This window comes from Actinomadura sp. NEAU-AAG7, assembly GCF_018603865.1.
Taxonomy (GTDB): Bacteria; Actinomycetota; Actinomycetes; order Streptosporangiales; family Streptosporangiaceae; genus Spirillospora; species Spirillospora litoris.
Window position 1 is genome coordinate 206,604 of the sequence record NZ_JAHFZY010000003.1, and the last position, 19,730, is coordinate 226,333.

Annotated in this window: 15 protein-coding genes and 1 tRNA gene; 9 read left to right on the plus strand and 7 right to left on the minus strand. The window is 73.5% G+C overall.

Translation table 11 applies throughout. From position 1 onward, the window contains the following. Positions 1 to 2: 2 nt before the first annotated feature. Both KLI87_RS15550 and KLI87_RS15555 read right to left on the minus strand, forming a co-directional pair. Positions 3 to 542, minus strand: coding sequence for a hypothetical protein (locus tag KLI87_RS15550; RefSeq protein WP_214617657.1), 540 nt, complete (start codon positions 540 to 542; stop codon positions 3 to 5). Positions 543 to 939: 397 nt separating this feature from the next. After that, positions 940 to 3,870 (minus strand): glycosyl hydrolase family 18 protein, encoded by a 2,931-nt coding sequence (locus KLI87_RS15555; protein WP_308166021.1) that lies wholly within the window; start codon positions 3,868 to 3,870, stop codon positions 940 to 942. Between the two features lie 336 nt (positions 3,871 to 4,206). On the opposite strand from KLI87_RS15555, the gene KLI87_RS15560 reads away from it, so the two are divergent. Continuing rightward, positions 4,207 to 6,399: an MMPL family transporter gene (locus KLI87_RS15560; protein ID WP_214617659.1), complete on the plus strand. Its 2,193-nt coding sequence runs from the start codon at positions 4,207 to 4,209 to the stop codon at positions 6,397 to 6,399. 9 nt (positions 6,400 to 6,408) lie between these two features. Here KLI87_RS15560 and KLI87_RS15565 read toward each other — a convergent pair whose 3' ends face one another. Beyond that, positions 6,409 to 7,260, minus strand: a complete 852-nt coding sequence (locus KLI87_RS15565; RefSeq protein ID WP_156219348.1) for a siderophore-interacting protein — start codon at positions 7,258 to 7,260, stop codon at positions 6,409 to 6,411. A gap of 11 nt (positions 7,261 to 7,271) precedes the next feature. Further along, on the minus strand, positions 7,272 to 8,300 hold the full coding sequence (locus KLI87_RS15570) for an ABC transporter substrate-binding protein (RefSeq protein WP_214617660.1): 1,029 nt from the start codon (positions 8,298 to 8,300) through the stop codon (positions 7,272 to 7,274). Positions 8,301 to 8,486: 186 nt separating this feature from the next. Here KLI87_RS15570 and KLI87_RS15575 point away from each other — a divergent pair, with 186 nt between their 5' ends. From KLI87_RS15575 to KLI87_RS15595, 5 genes are read left to right on the plus strand one after another with little or no spacing between them, the layout of a single operon-like run. After that, positions 8,487 to 9,551 carry an iron ABC transporter permease gene (locus KLI87_RS15575; RefSeq protein WP_214617661.1) on the plus strand — a complete coding sequence of 355 codons (1,065 nt, stop codon included), beginning with the start codon at positions 8,487 to 8,489 and terminating at the stop codon, positions 9,549 to 9,551. Beyond that, positions 9,548 to 10,597 carry an iron chelate uptake ABC transporter family permease subunit gene (locus KLI87_RS15580; protein ID WP_214617662.1) on the plus strand — a complete coding sequence of 350 codons (1,050 nt, stop codon included), beginning with the start codon at positions 9,548 to 9,550 and terminating at the stop codon, positions 10,595 to 10,597. Before KLI87_RS15575 ends, KLI87_RS15580 begins: the two co-directional genes overlap by 4 nt. After that, a complete protein-coding gene (locus tag KLI87_RS15585; protein WP_214617663.1) occupies positions 10,597 to 11,427 on the plus strand; it encodes an ABC transporter ATP-binding protein in 831 nt (276 codons plus the stop codon). Before KLI87_RS15580 ends, KLI87_RS15585 begins: the two co-directional genes overlap by 1 nt. A 47-nt stretch (positions 11,428 to 11,474) precedes the next feature. Next, positions 11,475 to 12,941: an MFS transporter gene (locus KLI87_RS15590; protein ID WP_214617664.1), complete on the plus strand. Its 1,467-nt coding sequence runs from the start codon at positions 11,475 to 11,477 to the stop codon at positions 12,939 to 12,941. Then, entirely contained in the window at positions 12,938 to 13,402 is a 465-nt protein-coding gene (locus KLI87_RS15595; RefSeq protein WP_214617665.1) for a MarR family winged helix-turn-helix transcriptional regulator, read from the plus strand. The genes KLI87_RS15590 and KLI87_RS15595 overlap by 4 nt, the downstream gene beginning before the upstream one ends. Before the next feature lie 14 nt (positions 13,403 to 13,416). Here the strand turns inward: KLI87_RS15595 and KLI87_RS15600 are convergent, their stop codons facing one another. From KLI87_RS15600 to KLI87_RS15610, 3 genes are all read right to left on the minus strand, one after another. Further along, positions 13,417 to 14,031 carry a hypothetical protein gene (locus KLI87_RS15600; protein ID WP_156219354.1) on the minus strand — a complete coding sequence of 205 codons (615 nt, stop codon included), beginning with the start codon at positions 14,029 to 14,031 and terminating at the stop codon, positions 13,417 to 13,419. 287 nt (positions 14,032 to 14,318) lie between these two features. After that, on the minus strand, positions 14,319 to 15,845 hold the full coding sequence (locus KLI87_RS15605; RefSeq protein ID WP_214617666.1) for an MFS transporter: 1,527 nt from the start codon (positions 15,843 to 15,845) through the stop codon (positions 14,319 to 14,321). A 7-nt stretch (positions 15,846 to 15,852) separates the two neighbouring features. Continuing rightward, positions 15,853 to 16,536: an LppX_LprAFG lipoprotein gene (locus tag KLI87_RS15610; RefSeq protein WP_156219355.1), complete on the minus strand. Its 684-nt coding sequence runs from the start codon at positions 16,534 to 16,536 to the stop codon at positions 15,853 to 15,855. A 191-nt stretch (positions 16,537 to 16,727) separates the two neighbouring features. Here KLI87_RS15610 and KLI87_RS15615 point away from each other — a divergent pair. The 3 genes from KLI87_RS15615 (at position 16,728) to KLI87_RS15625 (ending at position 19,678) form a co-directional block, all read left to right on the plus strand. After that, positions 16,728 to 16,801: transfer RNA gene (locus KLI87_RS15615), tRNA-Ile, on the plus strand. 330 nt (positions 16,802 to 17,131) lie between these two features. Further along, entirely contained in the window at positions 17,132 to 18,850 is a 1,719-nt protein-coding gene (locus KLI87_RS41530) for a helix-turn-helix transcriptional regulator (protein WP_214617667.1), read from the plus strand. Between the two features lie 9 nt (positions 18,851 to 18,859). Beyond that, entirely contained in the window at positions 18,860 to 19,678 is an 819-nt protein-coding gene (locus KLI87_RS15625) for a class I SAM-dependent methyltransferase (protein WP_214617668.1), read from the plus strand. Positions 19,679 to 19,730 lie beyond the last annotated feature (52 nt).

Below are 19,730 nucleotides of genomic sequence, written 5' to 3' on the forward strand. Positions count from 1 at the left end.
CGTCACGGGCGCTGTTCGACGCGCGGTGGCGTGTCGGTCCACAGCGGCCCGGCCGCCTTCTTGATCGTCTCGATCGCCTCGGGGCGGGAGGCCCCGAGGAGGTCCAGGTCGCAGAACTTTATCGCCGACAGTTCGGGCCGCCATTCGGGGAAGTGCGGCCGGGGGGCCGGTTTGGCGATTCCCTCCCGCGGCCAGACGACCAGCCATCCGTGGTTCGAGAGGCCGTGCATCGGGACCACCGCCACCTGCGTGGCATGCTCCCAGAGGATGCGCCATTCGTGGCTCTGCGCGGATACCGTCATCCCGCCCGAATCGACGTGCACTTTTGGAAATGCCCGCACCTGTTTGGACAACGAGATGGCCGGCCACAGGGTCGCCGCGGAGATGAACAGGGCCGGCACGACGATGACCGGTGAGCCCTGGACGGCGAGCACGGCCACCGCGGTCGCCAGGGCCGCGACGCAGACGCCGGCGGCGATCAGGGCGCCCGGCAGCGGACGCGTGGCGGTCGCCTTGAAGGTCTTGGGGGCCGTCGCGTTCACGGCGTCGCCGCTTTCATGGGCAATCGCCCTCCTGGGATATCGGCGGTGTTAGGAGTGGGGCCGTCGCGATGCGGGGTGCGACCGCGTCGGGTCGCCGAAGGGCGGGGGTGGGCCTGAGGAATTCGTCCGGTGCGGGGGAGCCGCGCGTTTGCGATGACACATTCGCCGGGGGTCCTCAACTTCGTCTCGTCGCCTTCGAGGGGAGCCGACCTTCTTCGGGCGGCACGTCTCGGCGGGTATACGGGCACGGGGACGGGTCGACCGCTGGTCGACCGTACCCTACAACGTAGATCCGGTCGGGTTGTGATGGTTCGCGCAGTGCGACCGATTTCGATGGGCTCCCAAATGGAGCAGGGCGCATGCCCGGTGGCATGCGCCCTGCGTCAGAGGGTCGGGGTCAGCGGCGCAGGCCGCCTACCGAGGCGGTTCTGGGGTTGTCCTGGGACAGGGCGTAGGACTTGCCTCCGAAGGTGAGGACGAAGTTGGACGGTGTGGCGATCGGCAGCTGGTAGCTGAGGGCCACCGTGGCGCTGCTGCCGTTGGGGATGCTCGTGTAGCTCGGGATGGTCATCGTGGCCCGGTGGAAGTCGCCCTTCAGGCCGCCGGTGTTGTTGCCGTTGTGGCCCGCCTGGACGGAGAGGGTCCAGCCGGACTGCTGGGTCATCGAGGCCGGGGCCGAGGTGCCGTAGTCGAACTTCAGCACGGCACCGCCCGGGATGGTCTGGCCCGAGTTGTTGGTGATCTGGAACTTCGGGCTGATGGGGTAGTTGGCGTCGCCCACGGGGAAGTTGACGAGGTCGACCTTCACGTTGAGGAGGTCGGTGGGCATGGCGTGGTCGGACTTGAGGTTCTGGTACGGCCCGGCCGTCTTGAGCTTGTCGTCGATCAGGGTCGTGAGCGTGTTGCCGATGAAGTACTCGCCCTTGCCCTCGTTGCGGGACGGGTCCCAGGCGTAGTCACCGGCGAGCTCCCAGAACATGACGCCGCCGATGCCCTTGTCGATCACGTACTGGGCCTTGGCGGCCACCGACTGGTCGTCCTCGGTGGACAGGAAGACCTTCTTGGTGCTGTTCCACAGCCACGGCGAGCGCATCGTGTTGTCGTACTGGCGGGTGTAGGTGCCGGTGAGGCGGTCGTCGGGGTCCTTGGCGGGGTCGAGGCCGTAGGCGCCGATGTAGCTGCCCTGGATGCCCTTCTCCAGGTTCTTGGCGTGCCACATCGGGTTGCTGCCCGAGGCCTGCTCCTTGCCCTTGTCGTCCAGGTCGTGCCAGAGGTTGTCGAGGCCGATGGCGCCGTTGCCGCAGGGGGTCGTGGACCCGACGGTGCCGCCGGTGCCCGGCGGGCACTCCTTCTGGTTGGGGAGCGCGGCCTTGCCCCACAGCCCGTTCGTCCCGCCGGTGACGTCGCGCCAGCCGCGGGTGTAGAAGGGCAGGCCGATGTTGATGCGTCCGGCCTGCATCGCGCCGTGGAAGTAGTGGTAGGCCCAGTCCGTGTTCAGATAGCCCATCCCGTAGGCGTTGTACACGCCGCCGTCGACCTGCTCGTTGTCCTTGCCGTCGTCGTAGAGGGCGGCGTTCGGGCCGACGAAGTGGTTCCACGACCCGTGCAGGTCGTAGGTCATGATGTTGGCGTAGTCCAGGTACGGGGTGACCTGGTAGGTGTCGTGGCCGCGCAGGATCCAGCCGGAGGCCGAGACGGCGGCGGTCAGCATGTAGTACTTGCCGTCGGCGGCGCTGGCCGCGTCCAGCTTCTCGCGCAGCGTCTTCATGAGGGCCACGTAGCCGGCCATCAGCTTGTCGCGGCGCGCGTTGGAGAAGGTGAAGTCGTCGGGGTGGCCGGCGTACTTCATCGAGGTGGCGTACTCGTAGTCGATGTCGGCGCCGTTGAAGCCGTACTGGCGGACGAACGAGACGACCGAGTCGGCGAAGGTGTTGATCTTCGCCTGGCTGTCGGTCAGCGTGTAGAAGCCGCCGGACGCGATGCGCTTGCCGCTGTCGTCGATGTAGCCGCCGCTCTCCGCCCAGCCGCCGATCGAGACGAGCGTCTTCACGTTCGGGTGCTGCTTCTTGAACTTGTTGAGAAGGTTGAAGTGGCCCTTGTAGGAGTAGGCGGGGTCCATCTCCGCGCCCTTGACGCCGGGCCACTCCTCACCGATGGCCGGGTTGTCGGCGTTGCTGCCGCCGACCGAGACCTTGTTCTGGTTGTCGATGTGCGCGAACGCGTAGTTGATGTGGGTGATCTTGTCCCACGGGATGTCGCTGGCGAGGTAGCGGGGGGTGTTGTTCTTGCCGTCGCGCCAGCCGGTGAAGTAGCCGATGGAGCGGCGCTGGTGGCCGGTGCCCATCTTCTCGCGGCCGTCGTTGTCGTAGGTCTCGCAGTAGTTCGGGGTGACGCCCGGCGTCTGGTAGAGGCCGTCGGGGCGGCAGCCCCCGGTGCCGGGGCCGACGGTGGCGGTGACCTCGTTGCTGAGGGCGGAGGTCTGGCCGGCGGAGTCCTTGGCGCGGACCGTGAACTTGTAGCTGCCCGCGGTCAGGCCGGAGACGGTGGCGGTCGTGCCGGTCACCGACTGGACGACCGAGCCGTTCTGCAGGACGTCGTACCCGGTCACGCCGTGGTCGTCGGTGGCGGCGGTCCAGGCGAGCGCGACCGAGTCGCCGGTCGTCTTGGTGACGCGCAGGTCGGCCGGCTTGGAGGGCGGGGTGTCCTCGCCCGTGCCGGTGGTGGTGACGGTGACCGCGTCGGTGGCGGCGGAGAGCTGGTCGGCGGTGTCGCGGGCCCGGATGCTGAAGGAGTAGCGGGTGCCCGCGGCGAGGCCGGTGATCTTCGCGCTGGTGCCGGTGACGGTCGCGGCGACGGTCGTGCCGTTCAGCACGTCGTAGTTCTTGATGCCGTGGTCGTCGGTCGAGGCGTCCCACGCGAGCGAGACCGAGTCGGCGGTCACCTCGGTGGTGCGCAGGTTGGCCGGGACGCTCGGCGCCGCGTCCGTGGGCGCGCCCTCGCAGGGCCGGCCGTCGAGCCGGCAGTTCTGCGGCCCGGCGAGCGTCCCGCTGTAGGACACCAGGAACCCGAAGGTCGCCGAGCCTCCGGAGGCGATCGTGGAGTTGTAGTCACGTCCGGCGAAGGTGTGATGGCTGCCCGAACTGGTGAGCACGGCGTCCCAGTACGAACCCATCTGCACGTTGGATCCCAGGTCGAACTCCAGTTTCCAGTTCGACATGGAGGAGCCGCCGCCGTTGGTGATGGTGCATGCGTACTGGGCTCCGCCGCCCCATTCCTGGACGGTGCGGCAGGCGGCGGTGGGGCCCTCGGCATGGGCGGGGGTTGTCACGGCCAGGGATAGGCCGAGCATCAGGAGGAGCGCTGTACATCCGGAGAGGAGCGTCCGGAGGGGGGAGCGGCTGGTGGCCACGGTGGACCTGGTCCTTTCTATTAGGAAAGTATACTAATTATTGGGACCATAACCGCAGTTCAATCGGTGGACAAGAACTGAAATTTCGACTGCGTATCCACAATGGATCGCTCCAATGAAAATTGGATCGACAACAGTGGAACGCGTTCGAACCACATGTGCCCCGTCCGGGACGGGGGTGGTCGCCCGGTGTGTCTGGTTCGTTGCGGTGGGTAGGAGGTCGTCCGGGGATGGAGTGATCTTCGGGGGGCCTCTATGTTCGGTGGGCTGGCGCGGTTCGTGGTGCGGCGCCGATGGTGGGTCATCGCGGCGTGGGTGGTCGCGGCCGTGCTGCTGGCCGGCTTCGCGCCGCGCTTCAAGGCCAGCACCGAGCAGACGGACTTCCTGCCCGGCTCGTATGAGTCGGTGCGGGCGCTCGACCTCACCCGGGACGCGTTCCCGCAGACCCGGGGGCAGCTCGCGATCATCGCCGTGACGCGCGCGGACGGCGGCCCGCTGACCGAGGCCGACCGGATGGTCACGATGCGGCTGAGCCGGATGCTGGAGGACGACCGGCTCCAGGGCGTCCAGCGCGTGTCGGTGGGGGCCCTCGCGCGCAACCGCCTGGTCGAGATGATCAATGTGCGGTTCACCTCGGAGAGCTTCGACGACCCCGACGTCACCCGGGCCATCGACCGGATGCGCGACCGGCTGGCGGACGGGACGCGCGGCACCGGCGTGACCGCCCGCGTCACCGGGAACGCGGCGATCAACGCCGACGCGCAGAAGTCCTACGAGCGCAGCGACGCGATCACGCTCGGCGCCACGGTCGTGGTGATCTTCGTACTGCTGATCTTCACGTTCCGCAGCGTGGTCGCGGCGTTCCTGCCGCTGGTCACGGTGGGCCTGGTGATGACGGTGGCGCTGGCGCTGATCGGCACCGTCAACAAGGTGTTCGACCTCAAGGGCGACAGCCTGACGCAGTCGCTGATGCCGATCGTGCTGTTCGGCGTCGGGACCGACTACATCCTGTTCCTGCTGTTCCGCTACCGGGAGCGGCTGCGGGCCGGCGAGGACGGGAAGACCGCGATGGTCGCGGCGGTCGAGCGGGTCGGCGAGGTGATCGCCTCGGCGGCCTGCGCGGTCATCGTGGCGTTCAGCGCGCTGATCCTGGCCTCGCTCGGGATGCTGAAGACGATGGGCCCGGCGATGGGCATCGCGGTCGCGACGACGCTCGTCGCGGCGCTGACGCTGATCCCGGCCGTGGTGTCGCTGCTCGGCGCGAAGGTGTTCTGGCCGAGCCGGTCGTGGCGGGCGGAGCCGCCGCACCGCAGGGCGGGGCGGCTCGGAGCCTTCATCGGGCGGAGCCCGTGGCCGGTGGCGCTGGTGTCGGGCGCCGTCCTGGTGGCGCTGTCGGTGTGCGCGCTCGGGTTCAGCGCGAACTTCAACATGGCCTCCGCGCCGCCCGGGACGGAGGCGGCCAAGGGCCTGGACGACCTGGAGAAGGGCTTCCCCGCCGGGGCCGAGGACGCCACGCAGGTGTTCGTGCACGGCGCCGCGCCGCTCGCGCCCGGGGTGCCGGAGCGGGTCGCGGCGCGGCTGCGGACGGCGAGCGGCGTCGCGGCGGTCACCCCGCCGGTGCCCGGCGTCGACGGGCGCACCGCGCTGATCGAGGCGCAGCTCAGCACCGACCCGCTGTCGAAGGAGGCGATGGACGCCGTCGCCGGGCCCGTCCGCGACGCCGCGCACGCGGCGGCGCCGCCGGGCACTGAGGTGGTCGTGGGCGGGCAGACCGCCGTCATGGTCGACCTCCAGAAGGCGATGAACCGCGACTACACGGTCGTGTTCCCCATCGCCGGGCTGCTGATCGCGCTCATCCTCGGGCTGCTGCTGCGCAGCGTCGTCGCACCGGTCTACCTGATGATCGCCGTGGTGCTGAGCTTCCTCGGGACCGTCGGCGCGAGCGTGGCGCTGTTCCAGTGGGGCGAGGGCCACACGGGCGTGATCTTCTTCCTGCCGCTGATCGTGTACCTGTTCGTGACCGCGCTCGGCACCGACTACAACATCCTCGTCATCGCGCGGCTGCGCGAGGAGGCACGGGCCGGGCACCCGCCCCGGCGGGGCGTCGCGCACGCGTTCGAGCAGGCCGCGCCGACCGTCGCCTCCGCCGGGCTCATCCTCGCGGGCAGCTTCGCGACGTTCCTGCTCGCCGAGGCCGACGCGATGCAGGAGATGGGGACGACGGTGGCGCTCGGCGTCATCCTCGCGGCGTTCGTGATGTCGATGTTCCTCGTCCCGGCGGTGACGGTGCTGCTCGGGCATGCCGCCTGGTGGCCGGGACACCAGGACGCCCCGGCACCCGCCGAGGCCGCGACGGAGGCCGGAACGGTGTCCGGACACGAAACGGCGTCCGGGGGCGAAACGGTGTCCGGGGGCGACGCGGCGCGCCGTCCCCCGGACGGTGGGTGAGGCCCCGCGTCACTCCTCGGTGGCGGGGCTGCCGCCCGCGACGACCTCGGCGAGCAGGTCCTCCTCGGTCGCGCCGCGCCGCCAGTAGCCGGTGAAGGTGACCGAGCGGCGGTCCATGCCGCGCTCGTTGACCAGGTGCCGCCGCAGCGCCTTGACGGTGGCGGACTCGCCCGCGATCCACGCGTAGGTCCCGTCCGGGACGGTCGCGGCGCGGACGGCCTCCAGCAGCCCGCCGGGGGAGACCCACGCGACGTCGGCGTCGGCCTCGGTCGGCAGGTCCTGGTGGTCGGCGGCGTCCGGCGCCTCGACCCACACCCGCGCGGGGGTCCCGGCGGGCAGCCAGGCGAGGTTGCCCGCGACGGCGGGCAGCGCGGTCAGGTCGCCCGCGATGAGCACCGGCGCGCCGGGCGGCGGACGGAAGTCGTAGCCGCCGTTGTCCGGGCCGGTGGGCCCGAGCACGACGACCCGGTCGCCCGGCCGCGCCGCCGCCGCCCACCGCGCCGCCGGGCCGGACGCGCCGTCCAGGTGCAGGACGAAGTCCACGTCCAGTTCGCCGGGGCGCTGGGCGCGGACGGTGTAGGAGCGCATGATGCCGCGCTCGGCCGGGTCCATGGCGCGCCAGTCGGCGAACCAGGTGTCGGGCGACCAGTCGGCGGGCATCACCGGCGCGTCCTGGTGCGGGTGGGGGAGGAACAGCTTGAAACGCTGGTCGCGCCCGCTGGACACGAACGCGTCGGTGCCGCTCGCGGAGGCGTCCAGGCACGCCCCGCCGAAGGTGACGCGCACCATCGACGGGCCGAGCGGCGCGCACCGCAGGACGTGCAGTTCGAAGAATCCGTACGGGTCGGCCGGAGCCGTCATCTGGTCTCTCCTCAACCGGTCTTCTTGGCGGACTTGATGGACGTCGCGAGGGCCTCAAGGATCGGCGCGCAGCCCTCGTAGGAGAAGCGGGGCTCGGGCTGCCAGGGGATGACCTGCCCGGCCCTCACCGCGGGCAGGTCGCCCCAGGACGGCTTGGAGCCGAGGTCCTTCGGCTGGAGCGCCTGCGTGCGGCTGTCGAGCATGATCACGTCGGCCCGGTAGCGGTCGGCGTTCTCCCAGCTCAGGTTCTCGAAGTAGCCGTTGGTGTCGAGCCGGGCCGGCACGATCAGGTCGACGCCGAGCTCCTTGAAGTAGATGAGGTCGGTGTTCTTGGCCGGGCTGGAGGCGTAGAACAGGTCCGGGCTCGCGGACGCGGCCAGCACCTTCAGCCCCGGGTTGCCCCTGGCGGCGGCGCGCAGCGCCTCGGCCGCCTTGTCGAAGCGGGCCTTCGCGGCCGTGACCTCGGGCGCCTTCAGGTCGGCGCCGAGCGCGGCGGCCAGCGCGGCCGTCCGCTCGATGGGCCTCGGCAGCGGGACGGCGCCGGTGGACAGCGCGACGCTCTTCGCCAGCGCGTAGATCTTGTCCTTGCTCTCCACGGGAACGTAGAACAGCTCGCCCTTCACGAACATGTTGTCGACGAGCAGGTCGGGGCGCAGCGCCGCGTACTTCTCGATGTTGAACTCGCCGAAGGCGTTGCCGATGGAGGTGAGCCGGTCGACGGGCAGGTTCCCGGCCTGCGGGTCGGGCTTGCCGTCCTTCAGCCTCGTCGGGCCGAACACGCCGACGAGCTGCTCGTCGACGCCGAAGTCGTAGAGCGCGGCGGCCGTGCCGACGTAGCCGACGACGCGTTTCGGACGGGCCTTCAGCTCCACCCTGGTGCCCCGGTCGTCGGTGAACGACCAGGCTCCGCCGCCGGGCGAGGCGGCGGCGTCCCCGCCGTCGTCGCCGCCGCACGCGCCGGTGAGGGCCGCGAGGGCGACGGCGCCGCCCGCGCCCAGCAGGCCGCGGCGGGTGAGGTGACGGGCCCCGATGTTCGACATTCCGGTTGCTTCTCCTGCGGTCGTGCGACGGTGCGCGGATCGGTGTGATGAGGGGTTGAAAGCGGTCGGTGTGGGTTGGATTCCGACCCGATGGGCGCTTAGGTTAACCTAACCTAAGTCGATGTTCGATGGTGGGGGCGGTGCGGCCCCCCGGCCCGTCCCCCCGGAGCCTCGCCCGTGTCCTTGATGAAGTCGCCACAGGCCGTGGCCGGTGCCGCGGTCCCGCGGACCGCCGTGCGCGCGCGTTCCGGCATGCGCGCCGCCGGGCTGCTCGGCGCCCTGGCGCTGCTGCTCGCCGTCCTCGTGCTGAGCCTCGCGGTCGGCGCCCGGCCGCTGTCGGTCGGGCAGGCGTGGAACGGTCTCCTCCACGAGGACTCCGCGAGCTACACCGTCGTCCACCGGATGCGGCTGCCCCGGACGCTGCTCGGTCTCCTCGCCGGTGTCGCGCTCGGCCTCGCGGGCGCGGTGATGCAGGCGCTCACCCGCAACCCGCTCGCCGACCCGGGGCTGCTCGGCGTCAACGCGGGCGCGTCCGCCGCCGTCGTCTCCGCGATCTCCTTTCTCGGCATCTCCTCGTTCGCCGGGTTCGTGTGGTTCGCGTTCGCGGGCGCCGGGGTGGTGGCCGTCCTGCTCTACGCGGTCGGCGGCGGACGCGGCGCGACCCCGGCGCGGCTCGCGCTGGCCGGGTCCGCGCTGAACGCGGCGCTGTACTCCTACGTCAGCGCGGTGCAGCTCCTCGACACCGCCTCCCTCGACCGGATGCGGTTCTGGACGGTCGGCTCCCTCGCCGCCGCGCAGCCCTCCACGGTCGTGCGCGTCGCGCCGTTCGTGCTCGCGGGCCTCGCGCTCGCGCTGCTGCTCGCGCGCCCGCTGAACGCGATGGCGATGGGCGAGGACGCGGCGCGCGCGCTCGGCGCCCGGCCCGCCCGCGCGCGGATCGCCGCCATCGCCGCGGTGACGCTGCTGAGCGGGGCGGCGACGGCGGCGTGCGGGCCGATCATCTTCGTCGGGCTGATGGTGCCGCACCTGGTCCGCGCGCTGACCGGGCCCGACCTGCGCTGGCTGCTGCCGTACTGCGCGGTGCTGGCGCCCGCGCTGATGCTGGGCGCGGACGTGCTCGGACGCGTCCTCGTCCGGCCGTCCGAACTCCAGGTGGGGATCGTCATGGTCGTGCTCGGCGGGCCGGTGTTCCTGTACTTCGTGCGGCGGCCGCGCCTCGCCCGGCGGCCGCGCGGCGGGGCGGCGGCATGAGCCGGGCACCGCGGTTCGCGACCGTCCGGACGCCCGGCGGCATGTCGTTCCGGTTCCGGCCGCGCGCGTTCGCCGTGTCCGGTGCCTGCCTGCTGGCCGCGCTCGGGCTGGGCGTCCTGCTGATCGGCAGCGGCGACTTCCCGATGGGCCCGGCGGACGTCGTGGCGACGCTCGCCGGGCGCGGCTCGCCCGCCGATTCGCTCATCGTCAACGAGATCCGGCTGCCCCGGGTCGGCACCGCGCTCGCGGTCGGGGCCGCGCTCGGGCTGTCCGGGGCCGTCTTCCAGTCGCTCGTCCGCAACCCGCTCGGCAGCCCCGACATCCTGGGGTTCAGCCAGGGCGCGGCGTCCGGCGTGCTCGCGGTCGTCGTGCTGACGGGCGGCGGCAGCGTCGCGGTCGCCTCGGGCGCCGCCGCGGGCGGGCTCGCGACCGGGCTGCTGGTGTACGCGGTCGCCGGGCGCGGCGCCGCGCACGGCCAGCGGCTCATCCTCGTCGGCATCGGCGTCGCCGCGATCCTCACCGGCGTGAACGGCTACCTGCTCACCCAGGCGAACATCACCGACGCGGCCCGCGCGGTCCTGTGGCTGACCGGCAGCCTGGACGGGCGCGACTGGTCGGACTCCGCGCCGCTGCTCGTCGCGCTCGCCGTCCTCGGGCCGCTGGTCCTCGCCGGATGCGGGCGGGCGCTGCGGATGCTGGAGATGGGCGACGACGCGGCGCACGGCCTGGGCGTCCCGATCGAGCGGGTCCGGACGATCATGCTGGTGGCGGCCGTGCTGCTCACCTCGCTCGCGGCGGCGGCGGCCGGCCCGGTGTCGTTCGTCGCGCTCACCGCGCCGCAGCTCGCCCGGCGCCTCACCCGCACGACCGGGCCGAACCTGCTGCCCGCGCTCTGCATGGGCGCGGCGCTGCTGGTGGCCGCCGACTGGATCGCGCAGCACGCCTTCGCGGAGCGCCGGCTCCCGGTCGGCGTGGTGACCGGCCTGCTCGGCGGCGGGTACCTGGTCTGGCTCCTCGTGACCGAACGCAAGACGGGACGGATCTGATGACGGCAACGAACGCGACCGGCCCCCGCCTGACCGGGACCGGGCTGACGCTCGCCTACGACCGGCGGACCGTCGCCGAGGGGCTGGACGTCGCCATCCCCGACGGCTCGTTCACCGTGATCGTCGGCCCGAACGCGTGCGGGAAGTCGACGCTGCTGCGGGCGCTCGCCCGGATCCTCAAGCCGTCGGCCGGGTCGGTCGTGCTGGACGGCCGCCCCATCGCGGGCTGGCCCGCCAAGAAGCTGGCGCGGACGCTCGGGCTGCTGCCGCAGTCCTCGATCGCGCCGGAGGGCATCGCGGTCGCCGACCTGGTCGCGCGCGGCCGGTACCCGCACCAGGGCCTGCTGCGGCAGTGGTCGCGCGAGGACGAGCGGGTCGTCGCCGAGTCGATGGAGGCCACCGGCGTGGACGGGCTCGCCGACCGGGCGGTGGACGAGCTGTCGGGCGGCCAGCGCCAGCGCGTGTGGATCGCGATGGCCCTCGCCCAGCAGACCCCGCTGCTGCTGCTGGACGAGCCGACGACCTACCTGGACATCGCGCACCAGATCGAGGTCCTCGACCTGTGCGCGCGGCTCCACGAGGAGGGCCGGACGATCGTCGCCGTACTGCACGACCTGAACCACGCCGCCCGCTACGCCACGCACCTCCTCGCGATGCGCGACGGACGCGTCGTGGCGGAGGGCGACCCGTCCGCCGTGGTGACCGCCGAGCTGGTCGAGGAGGTCTTCAGGCTGCCCTGCCGGGTGATCGAGTGCCCCGAGACCGGGACGCCGCTGGTCGTCCCGGTCGCCAGGCGGCGTGCGGCCGCCCTCGCCGCCGCCCGGGAATAGTTGTAGAACCCCAATGGTTTTAGGGATATAACCATTGGAGGTTCCCCGTGCCCGAACTCTCCCCCCGCCGGCGGATGCTGGTGCTCGCCATCTGCTGCCTGAGCCTGCTGATCGTCAGCCTGGACAACACGATCCTGAACGTCGCCCTCCCCGCGCTCCAGCGCGACTTCGGCGCGTCGGTGTCCGGGCTCCAGTGGACGATCGACGCCTACCTGATCGTGCTGGCCTCGCTGCTGATCCTGGCGGGCGCCACCGCCGACCGGATCGGCCGCCGCCGCGTCTTCCAGACCGGGCTCGCGCTGTTCGTCCTCGGATCGGTGCTGTGCAGCCTCGCGCCCACGCTCGGCTGGCTCGTCGCGGCGCGCGTCGTCCAGGCCGTGGGCGGCTCGATGCTCAACCCCGTCGCCATGTCGATCATCACGAACGTGTTCACCGAGCCGCGCGAGCGCGCCCGCGCCATCGGCGTGTGGGGCGGCGTCGTCGGGCTCAGCATGGCGATGGGCCCGATCGTCGGCGGCGTCCTGGTCGACTCGGTCGGCTGGCGGGCGATCTTCTGGCTCAACCTGCCGATCGGGGCGGCGGCGCTCGTGCTGACGGCGCTGTTCGTCCCCGAGTCGCGGGCGCCGCGTCCGCGCCGCCTCGACCCGGCCGGCCAGGGCCTGATGGTCGTGCTGCTCGCGACGCTGTCGTACGCGATCATCGAGGCGCCGGGCCGGGGCCCGCTCTCGCCCGCCGTCGCCGGCGGCGCGCTCGTGGCCGTCCTCGCGCTCGCCGGGTTCGTGCTGCACACCCGGCGCGCCGCCGAGCCGATCATCGACCTGCGGTTCTTCCGCAGCGTGCCGTTCTCCGGCGCCACCGTCATCGCCGTCTCCGGGTTCGCCGCCCTCGCCGGGTTCCTGTTCGTGAACGCGCTCTACCTCCAGAACGTGCGGGGCCTGTCGGCGCTGCACGCGGGGCTGTTCCTGCTGCCGATGGCGGTCATGACCGCCGTCTGCGGCCCGCTGTCGGGACGGCTCGTCGGCTCCCGCGGCCCCCGGCTCCCGCTCCAGATCGCCGGGGCCGCGATGCTCGCCAGCGGGCTGATGTTCGCGGCGCTGGACGCCGAGACCCGCGACGTGACGCTGTTCGCCGCGTACGTGCTGTTCGGCATCGGGTTCGGGATGGTGAACGCGCCGATCACCAACACCGCCGTGTCCGGGATGCCGCGGTCGCAGGCGGGCGTCGCCGCGGCCGTCGCCTCCACCAGCCGCCAGGTCGGGCAGGCGCTCGGCGTCGCGGTGATCGGCGCCGTCCTCGCCGCCGGGGCCGGGTCCGGGCGGGAGGCGGACGCCGCGGCCGGGTTCGTCGCCGCCGCGCGCCCGGCATACTGGGTGCTCGCGGGGTGCGCCGCCGCCGTGCTCGTGCTCGGCACGGTCACCACCGGAGGCCGCGCCGCGCGCTCGGCCGCCCGGGTCCGCGACCTGTTCGACCACGAGCCGAACCTGCGTCCCGTGAGCGGAGCGAGCACCCGATGACCGAGTCCCCGCCGCCGGAGTCCCCGCTGCCCGAGTCCCCGCCGACCGGGCCCGACCTCGCGGCCCGCGCCTGGCAGAACCTGCGGATCCTGCTGCACGAGCGCGGCGACCGGCGCCGGGAGGTCGCCGCCGCGACCGGGATGAGCTTCACCCGCACCAGGGCGCTGCGCCGCCTCGCGGCCGGGCCGCTGACGCTCGGGGAACTCGCCGAGGTGCTGCTGACCGACCGTCCCTACACGAGTCTCCTGGTGGACGACCTGGTCGAGCGCGGGCTCGTCGAGCGCACCACCAACCACGCCGACCGCCGCTCCAAGATCGTGACCATCACCGAGGCGGGACGCGAGGTCGCCGCGCGGGCCCAGCGCATCCTCGGCACCCCGCCGCCCGAACTGCGCGAACTGCCGCCGGAGGACCTGGCCGCCCTCGACCGGATCGCGGCGCGCCTCGTCGCCGAGCGATAGCGGGAGGGCCGGCGTCAGGAGCGGGGGTTGTGGCCCGCGTCGGCGTCCATGCGGGCCCAGTCCGCCTCCCACAGCTCGTCGCGGTACCGGTCGCAGCGCCGCCGGACGAGCGCGTAGGCCAGCAGCAGCGGCATCGACAGGCCGAGGACGGTCGCGGCGGCGGCGTAGACGGCGTCGGTCACCGTGCGGCTGTGCGGGCGGGGCCGGACCGACGGCTCGGCCGCCCGGTCGACCCAGATCGTCCGGTGCGTGCCCACCTTGGCGTTCTTCCAGCTCGGGAGCGTCCCCGCGCGGGGCTTGCCGTCGGCGCCCGGCCAGGTCGCCTGGACGGTCTCGTGGACGTAGCGGTCCCCGGCGGAGCCGACGCCGCCGGTCGAGGTGACGGTCGCGACCACCTGGTGGCGGGTCGCGCGTTCGGCGCGTTCGGCGCGGACGCCCGAGTCGTAGGACCAGGCACTGGTCCAGGCGGCGAGCGGTGGCGCCGCGGCGAGCAGCAGCACCATCAGGACGAGCGCGACCGTGCGCTGGACACGGTCGACCCGGCGGCGCAGCTCGTTGTGCTCCAGGCCGAGCCGCCGCCGCAGCCGTGTGAGCGGTCCGCCTCCACGGCCGACGCCGAACCTGCGCATCCGTGTCACCTCCCCGGGGAGTGCCCTCCCGGCAAGAGGCCTTTAGCCTTCTTTTTCCAGGATATTCCCGAGCTCGTTGATCGGCACATAGCCTGTGGCCAAAACCTTTCCCATTTACCGCCCGGTATGCCGGCCCGGTGACCGAAACCTCGCCGGCACGGCCTCCGGGTGGCACGACACGCTAACGGGCCCCCGCGGGAGGGACGGGAAGGACGTGGCCGCTGTGAACGGTGGGACGTGAACGGTCGGCCGCATCCGGCCGGCGGGCCGCGGCGGCCGGCGCGCGGTCAGCCCGCCGGAAGCAGGCTCTCCTCGGCCTCCGCGACCGGTTCGGCGCCGTCCCGCCGGGGGCCCACCGCCAGCGCCAGCACCGCCCCCAGCGCGCACAGACCCGCCGTGATCAGGAAGATCTCCCGGTACTCGGTGCGCAGCGCCGCGCGCAGCGCCGCATCGTAGATCTTCAGGCGGCGCTCGAACTCCGCGTCCGAAATCCCGAACGGCAGCGGCGTCCGCAGGTCCGCCGTCAGCGTGCGGAAGCGGTAGAAGCCCCACGCCGACAGCGCCGCCACCCCGAGCAGCATCCCCATCATCCGCGCGACGACCACCGCCGCCGACGCGACGCCGTGCCGCGCCGCCGGGACGAACCCGAGCACCGCCGACGACACCGGCGCGATCACCAGCCCGAGCCCGAGCCCCGTCACGACGAGATCGACGTCCATGCGGGGCAGCGGCCCGTAGGAGGCGCCCGCCGGGTCGGCGGGCCAGCCCGCGACCAGCAGGTAGCCGGCCGCCGCGACCGCCATCCCCGCCGCCATCGGCCACCGCTCCCCGAACCGCCGCGCGGCCACGCCCCCGGCGACCGCCGCGACCGGCAGCGCCACCAGGAACCGGGTCAGCACGAGCGCGCCGTCGACCGAGTCCTTGTCCAGCAGCGTCTTGGCCACCAGCACCACGTCCACCAGCGTCACCATCAGCGCCGCGCCCGACAGCAGGCTCACCCCGAGCGTCGCCAGCAGCGGCCCGCGCCGCGCGCCGCTCAGATCCAGCAGCCGCGTCCGGGACCGCGCCTCCCACACCGCGAACACCACCAGCGCCAGCACGCCCCCGCCCAGCAGCGGCGGACCCCACGGCGGCAGCGCCGACTCCTCGGGCTCGGGGTTGTACACCCCCGCGACCAGCAGGCTCAGCCCCGTCGCCAGCAGCAGCCCGCCCACCACGTCCACCCCGGGACGCGGCCCGCGCGGCCTCCCGCCGGGCACCGCGTACTGCACCGCCGCCATCGCCAGCGCCACCAGCGGCACGTTGATCCAGAAGATCGCCCGCCAGTCCAGCGCCGCCGCGACCCCCGCCCCGTACAGCGGGCCGAGCACGCTGCCGAGCTCCTGCGCCGCGCCCACCGCGCCCAGCACCACCGGACGCTGCCGCCCGTCCCACAGGTCGCCGGCCAGCGCCATCGTCACCGGCAGCAGCGCGCCGCCCGCCACGCCCTGCACGACGCGCCCCGCCGTCAGCACCGGCACCCCCTGCGCCAGCGCCGTCACGACCGAGCCCGCACCGAAGAACAGCAGGCACGCCTGGAGGACCGCGCGCCGCCCGAACCGGTCCGACACCTGCCCGAGCAGCGGCATCGCCGCCACGTACCCCAGCAGGAACCCGGTCAGGACGGGCGTCAGCCGCTCCAGCCGGTTCACCGGGATGCCCAGATCCTTGATCACCGGGACCAGGATCGTCGTGACGACATAGGCGTCCAGCGCCGCCAGCAGGACGACCGCGCCCCCGGCCCCGGCCGCGACCCGGCGCCGCGCCCCCGTCACCGCCCGCTCACTTCGGCGGGCTGATCGTGTAGGCGGCGTCGAACTCGGTGAACGTGATCTCCACCGAGTCCTTGCCGCCCGGGAACACCCCCCGCACCTTCACGAGCCGGTGGTCGGACTCGCGGATCCACACCTTCCCGTCGATGTCGGTGTCGATCCCCGGCAGCAGCCCCGCCACCCGGTCCTTCGGCAGCCGCGCCGCGATCCGGTACGCCTCCTTGCCGTCCACCTTCTCGACGGCCTCCGCCTTCGGCGCCTGCAACGAGCCCAGCAGCTTCGCGATGCCCCGCTCCGGGTCCAGCACCGCCGAGGTGTCGTACTGCGTCGCCGCCAGCACCTTCGGGACCTTCTGCCAGCCGCCCGTCGCCCCGCCGATGTACACCGTGTTCCCGGACGCGACGACCTTCATCTCCACGTCCATCCCCGACCGGGACACCTTCAGCGTCCCCTGCCCGTCCCCGTTGCGCAGCAGCTTCATGTCGCCGCCCTTCACCGAGATCGGCGGCTTGCCCTCCGACTCCATCCGCAGCGCGACGCTCCGCGTCCCCGCCATCGTCGAGGACGCCTGCCGCAGCGTGCCCGCCGCGTCGAAGTCGGCCTTCTCCGACCCGCCCTTCCCGCCGCCGTCGCAGGCGGTGACCACCACCATCGCGAGCAGGGCATGGACGAGGACGAGGATGCGTCTGGGCATACGCCGGACACTATCGACGCGCCCACTCGCCCGTCACTCGGCAGGAGGTCTGATTCGCCTCGTCCTCCAGAGTGATGCGGACCCCCTCCGGAAGTCAGAAGGACTTTCCCGGTGGCCCCGCCGAAGACCCCGCCGCTAAGATGGCACGCGGCACGCCCCCGGCCCGCCACGGCACCCGCGGGCACGCCCCAGGGGCGGTAGCTCAGCTGGTCAGAGCAGAAGACTCATAATCTTCCGGTCGCGGGTTCGAGTCCCGCCCGCCCTACGAGGTCGGTGAGCCGTGCTCGCCGCACGCTCCGCGTGCGGCTTCGCCGGACCCGCAATGCCCTCTGGGGGGCGACCCCCAGACCCCCGGGATGGTGGTTGCTCGCCGCGCTTCGCGCGGCTTCGCCGTCACCTCGCTTCTCTCTGGGGGGCGACCCCCAGACCCCCGATGTGGGGGCTTCGCCCCCACGCCCCCGACGCGCGCTGCGCGCGCTTTTGGGGCTTCGCCCCTTGCCCCCCGGGCTTCGCCCCCGGGGCTTGGGTCTCCTTGTTCTTGCAGCGCGTGACGTCTGGGCTCTTGATGTAGGGCTTTGGTTGCACCTCTGGGGGCGTGTCCGTGTTCGTTGTGTTCGGCGATGATGGCCTGGTGATGGGGACGCGGGATCTGCTTGGGGAGGGGCGGGGGCTGCTTCGGCGCGGGGCGTGGGGGGCCGCGCGGGAGGTGTTCGAGCGGGCGCTGGCGGACGGGGCGGCCGAGGGGGCGGCGGCCGAGGGGATCGCGGCGGCCTCGTGGTGGCTCGACGACGACGCCGAGATGACGGCGCGGTACGAGCAGGCCTACCGGTGCCACCGGGCTTCGGGAGACGACCGGTCCGCCGCGCGGGCCGCGGTGTGGCTGGGGAACGGGGCCGTTCAGTTCCGGGGGGAGACGGCGGTCGCGCAGGGGTGGTTCCGGCGGGCCGGGCGGCTGCTCGCGGGGGTGCCCGAGGGGGAGGAGCACGGGCTGCTCGCGCTGTTCGAGGGGATGGCCGCGCGGGCGGGGGGCGAGCTCGTGCCGGCGCTCGACCTCGCGGAGCGGGCGGCGGCGATCGGGCGGCGGCTCGGCTCCGCGGACCTGGAGATCCAGGGGATGGCGCTCGCGGGGGTGGTGCGCGTGTCCCAGGGGCTGACCGGGGAGGGGATGGCGCTGCTGGACGAGGCGGCCGCCGCCGCGCTCGCCGGGGAGGTCAGCGAGGCCGCGTCGGTGTGGATCCCGAGCTGCTACCTCGTCCAGGGGTGCGAGTGGACCCGCGACTGGGAGCGGGCCGAGCAGTGGTGCGGACGCGTGATGGACTTCTGCCGGCGCCTGGATCTCGGGTCGCCGTTCTCTCAGTGCCGGACGCACTACAGCGCCGTCCTGCTGTGGCGGGGCGACTGGGCGGAGGCGGAGGACCAGCTCCTGCGCGCGGCGGGCCGGGTCGGGGACCGTCCGCTCGTCGCGGCGCAGGTGTGGGCGCGGCTCGGCGAGCTGCGGCGGCGCCAGGGCCGGTGGGACGAGGCGGACGCGCTGTTCGCCCGGGAGCCCGCCGTGCCCGCGGCCCGGGTCGGGCGGGCCGAGCTGCTCGTCGACCGGGGCGATCCGCTGGCCGCCGTGGAGACCGCCCGGATGGTCCTGGACGGGATGGCGCCGGACGACCGGCTGGAGCGCGTCCCGGTCTTGGAGGTCCTCGTGCGCGCGTCGGCGGCGGCCGGGCTCGTGGACGCGCTGGCCGGTCCCGTCGAGGAGCTGGCCGGGATCGGGGGCGGGGCGCTCGCCGCGTCCGCGCTGTGGGCGCGGGGTGTCGCGTGCGGCGCGCTCGGCGACCCGGCCGGGGCGACGCCGCCGCTCGCGCGGGCGGTCGCGCTGTTCGAGCGGACGCGCGGCCCCTACGACGCGGCCCGCGCCCGCCTCGACCTCGCGGCCGTGCTGCGCGCCGCCGGGCGGGACGCGGCGGCGGCCCGGGAGGCACGCGCGGCGCTGGGGGCCTTCGTCCGGTTGGGCGCCGCCGCCGACGCCGGACGGGCGCGGACCCTCGCCGGGGAGCCGGGCCCGCCCGCCGGGCTCACCGCGCGGCAGGCCGAGGTCCTGGCGCTGGTCGCGGACGGCCTGACCAACGCCCAGATCGCCGAGCGGTTCGTCCTCAGCCCGCACACGGTGAAACGGCACGTCGCCGACATCCTCGCCCGCCTCGGCCTGCCGTCGCGGGCGGCGGCGGCCGCGTACGCGGCGCGGCCGTATGGCCCGGACGGGCCATACGGCGCGGAGGGATGGGCCGTCCGGGCGAAGCCGCGGGAGGCGCGCCGCTCCTAGCGTCGGGGCATGAGCGACTTCTCCGCCGTCACCCAGGCCCAGCGCCGGGCCTGGGGCCTCGGCGACCTGAGCATGCTGGCCGCGCGCACCCCGCCGCTGTACGCCGAGCGGCTGTGCGAGGAACTGGACCTGCGCGCCCGGGAGCGCGTCCTGGACGTGGCGGCCGGGACGGGCACGGCGTCGATCGCGGCGGCCCGCCGCTTCTGCGAGGTCGTGGCGAGCGACTTCGTCCCCGAGTCGCTGGAGGCCGCGCGGCGGCTGGCGGGGGTCGAGGGCCTCGAACTCGACGTCCGCGTCGCGGACGCGCAGGACCTGCCGTTCGCGGACGGGTCCTTCGACGTGGTGATGTCCACGTTCGGCGCCATGTTCGCGCCCGACCAGGAGCGGGTGGCGGCCGAGCTGCTGCGCGTCGTCCGGCCGGGCGGGCGCATCGGCCTGCTGGCGTGGCGCCCCGACGGGGTGGTCGGCGCGTACGCGGCGGCGATCGGGAGGTACCTCGCGCCGCCGCCGGGCGTCCCGTCGCCGTTCGGGTGGGGCACCGCGCGGCGGGTGCGGGAGCTGTTCGGCGGGCACGGGACGCTCCGGACGGCCACGCGGACGCAGCCGTTCCGCTATCCGAGCGTGGAGTTCGCGGTCGGGTTCCTCGCCGAGTGGTACGGGCCCGCGCGGGGCGCGCTCGCGGCGCTCGGCGAGGAGCGGCGGGCGGCCCTGCGGGACGACATGGCGGAGGTGTGGCGGTCGGCCGACCGCGCCGGTGACGGGACGCTCGTCGCCGACGCCGCCTACCTGGAGACCGTGGTGGTGAAGGAGGGCAGGCCGAACGGTTAGGCAATGCGTGCCTGATCCGCGGTGTCGCCGCAGGTCGGCGGAATGGAGGCTT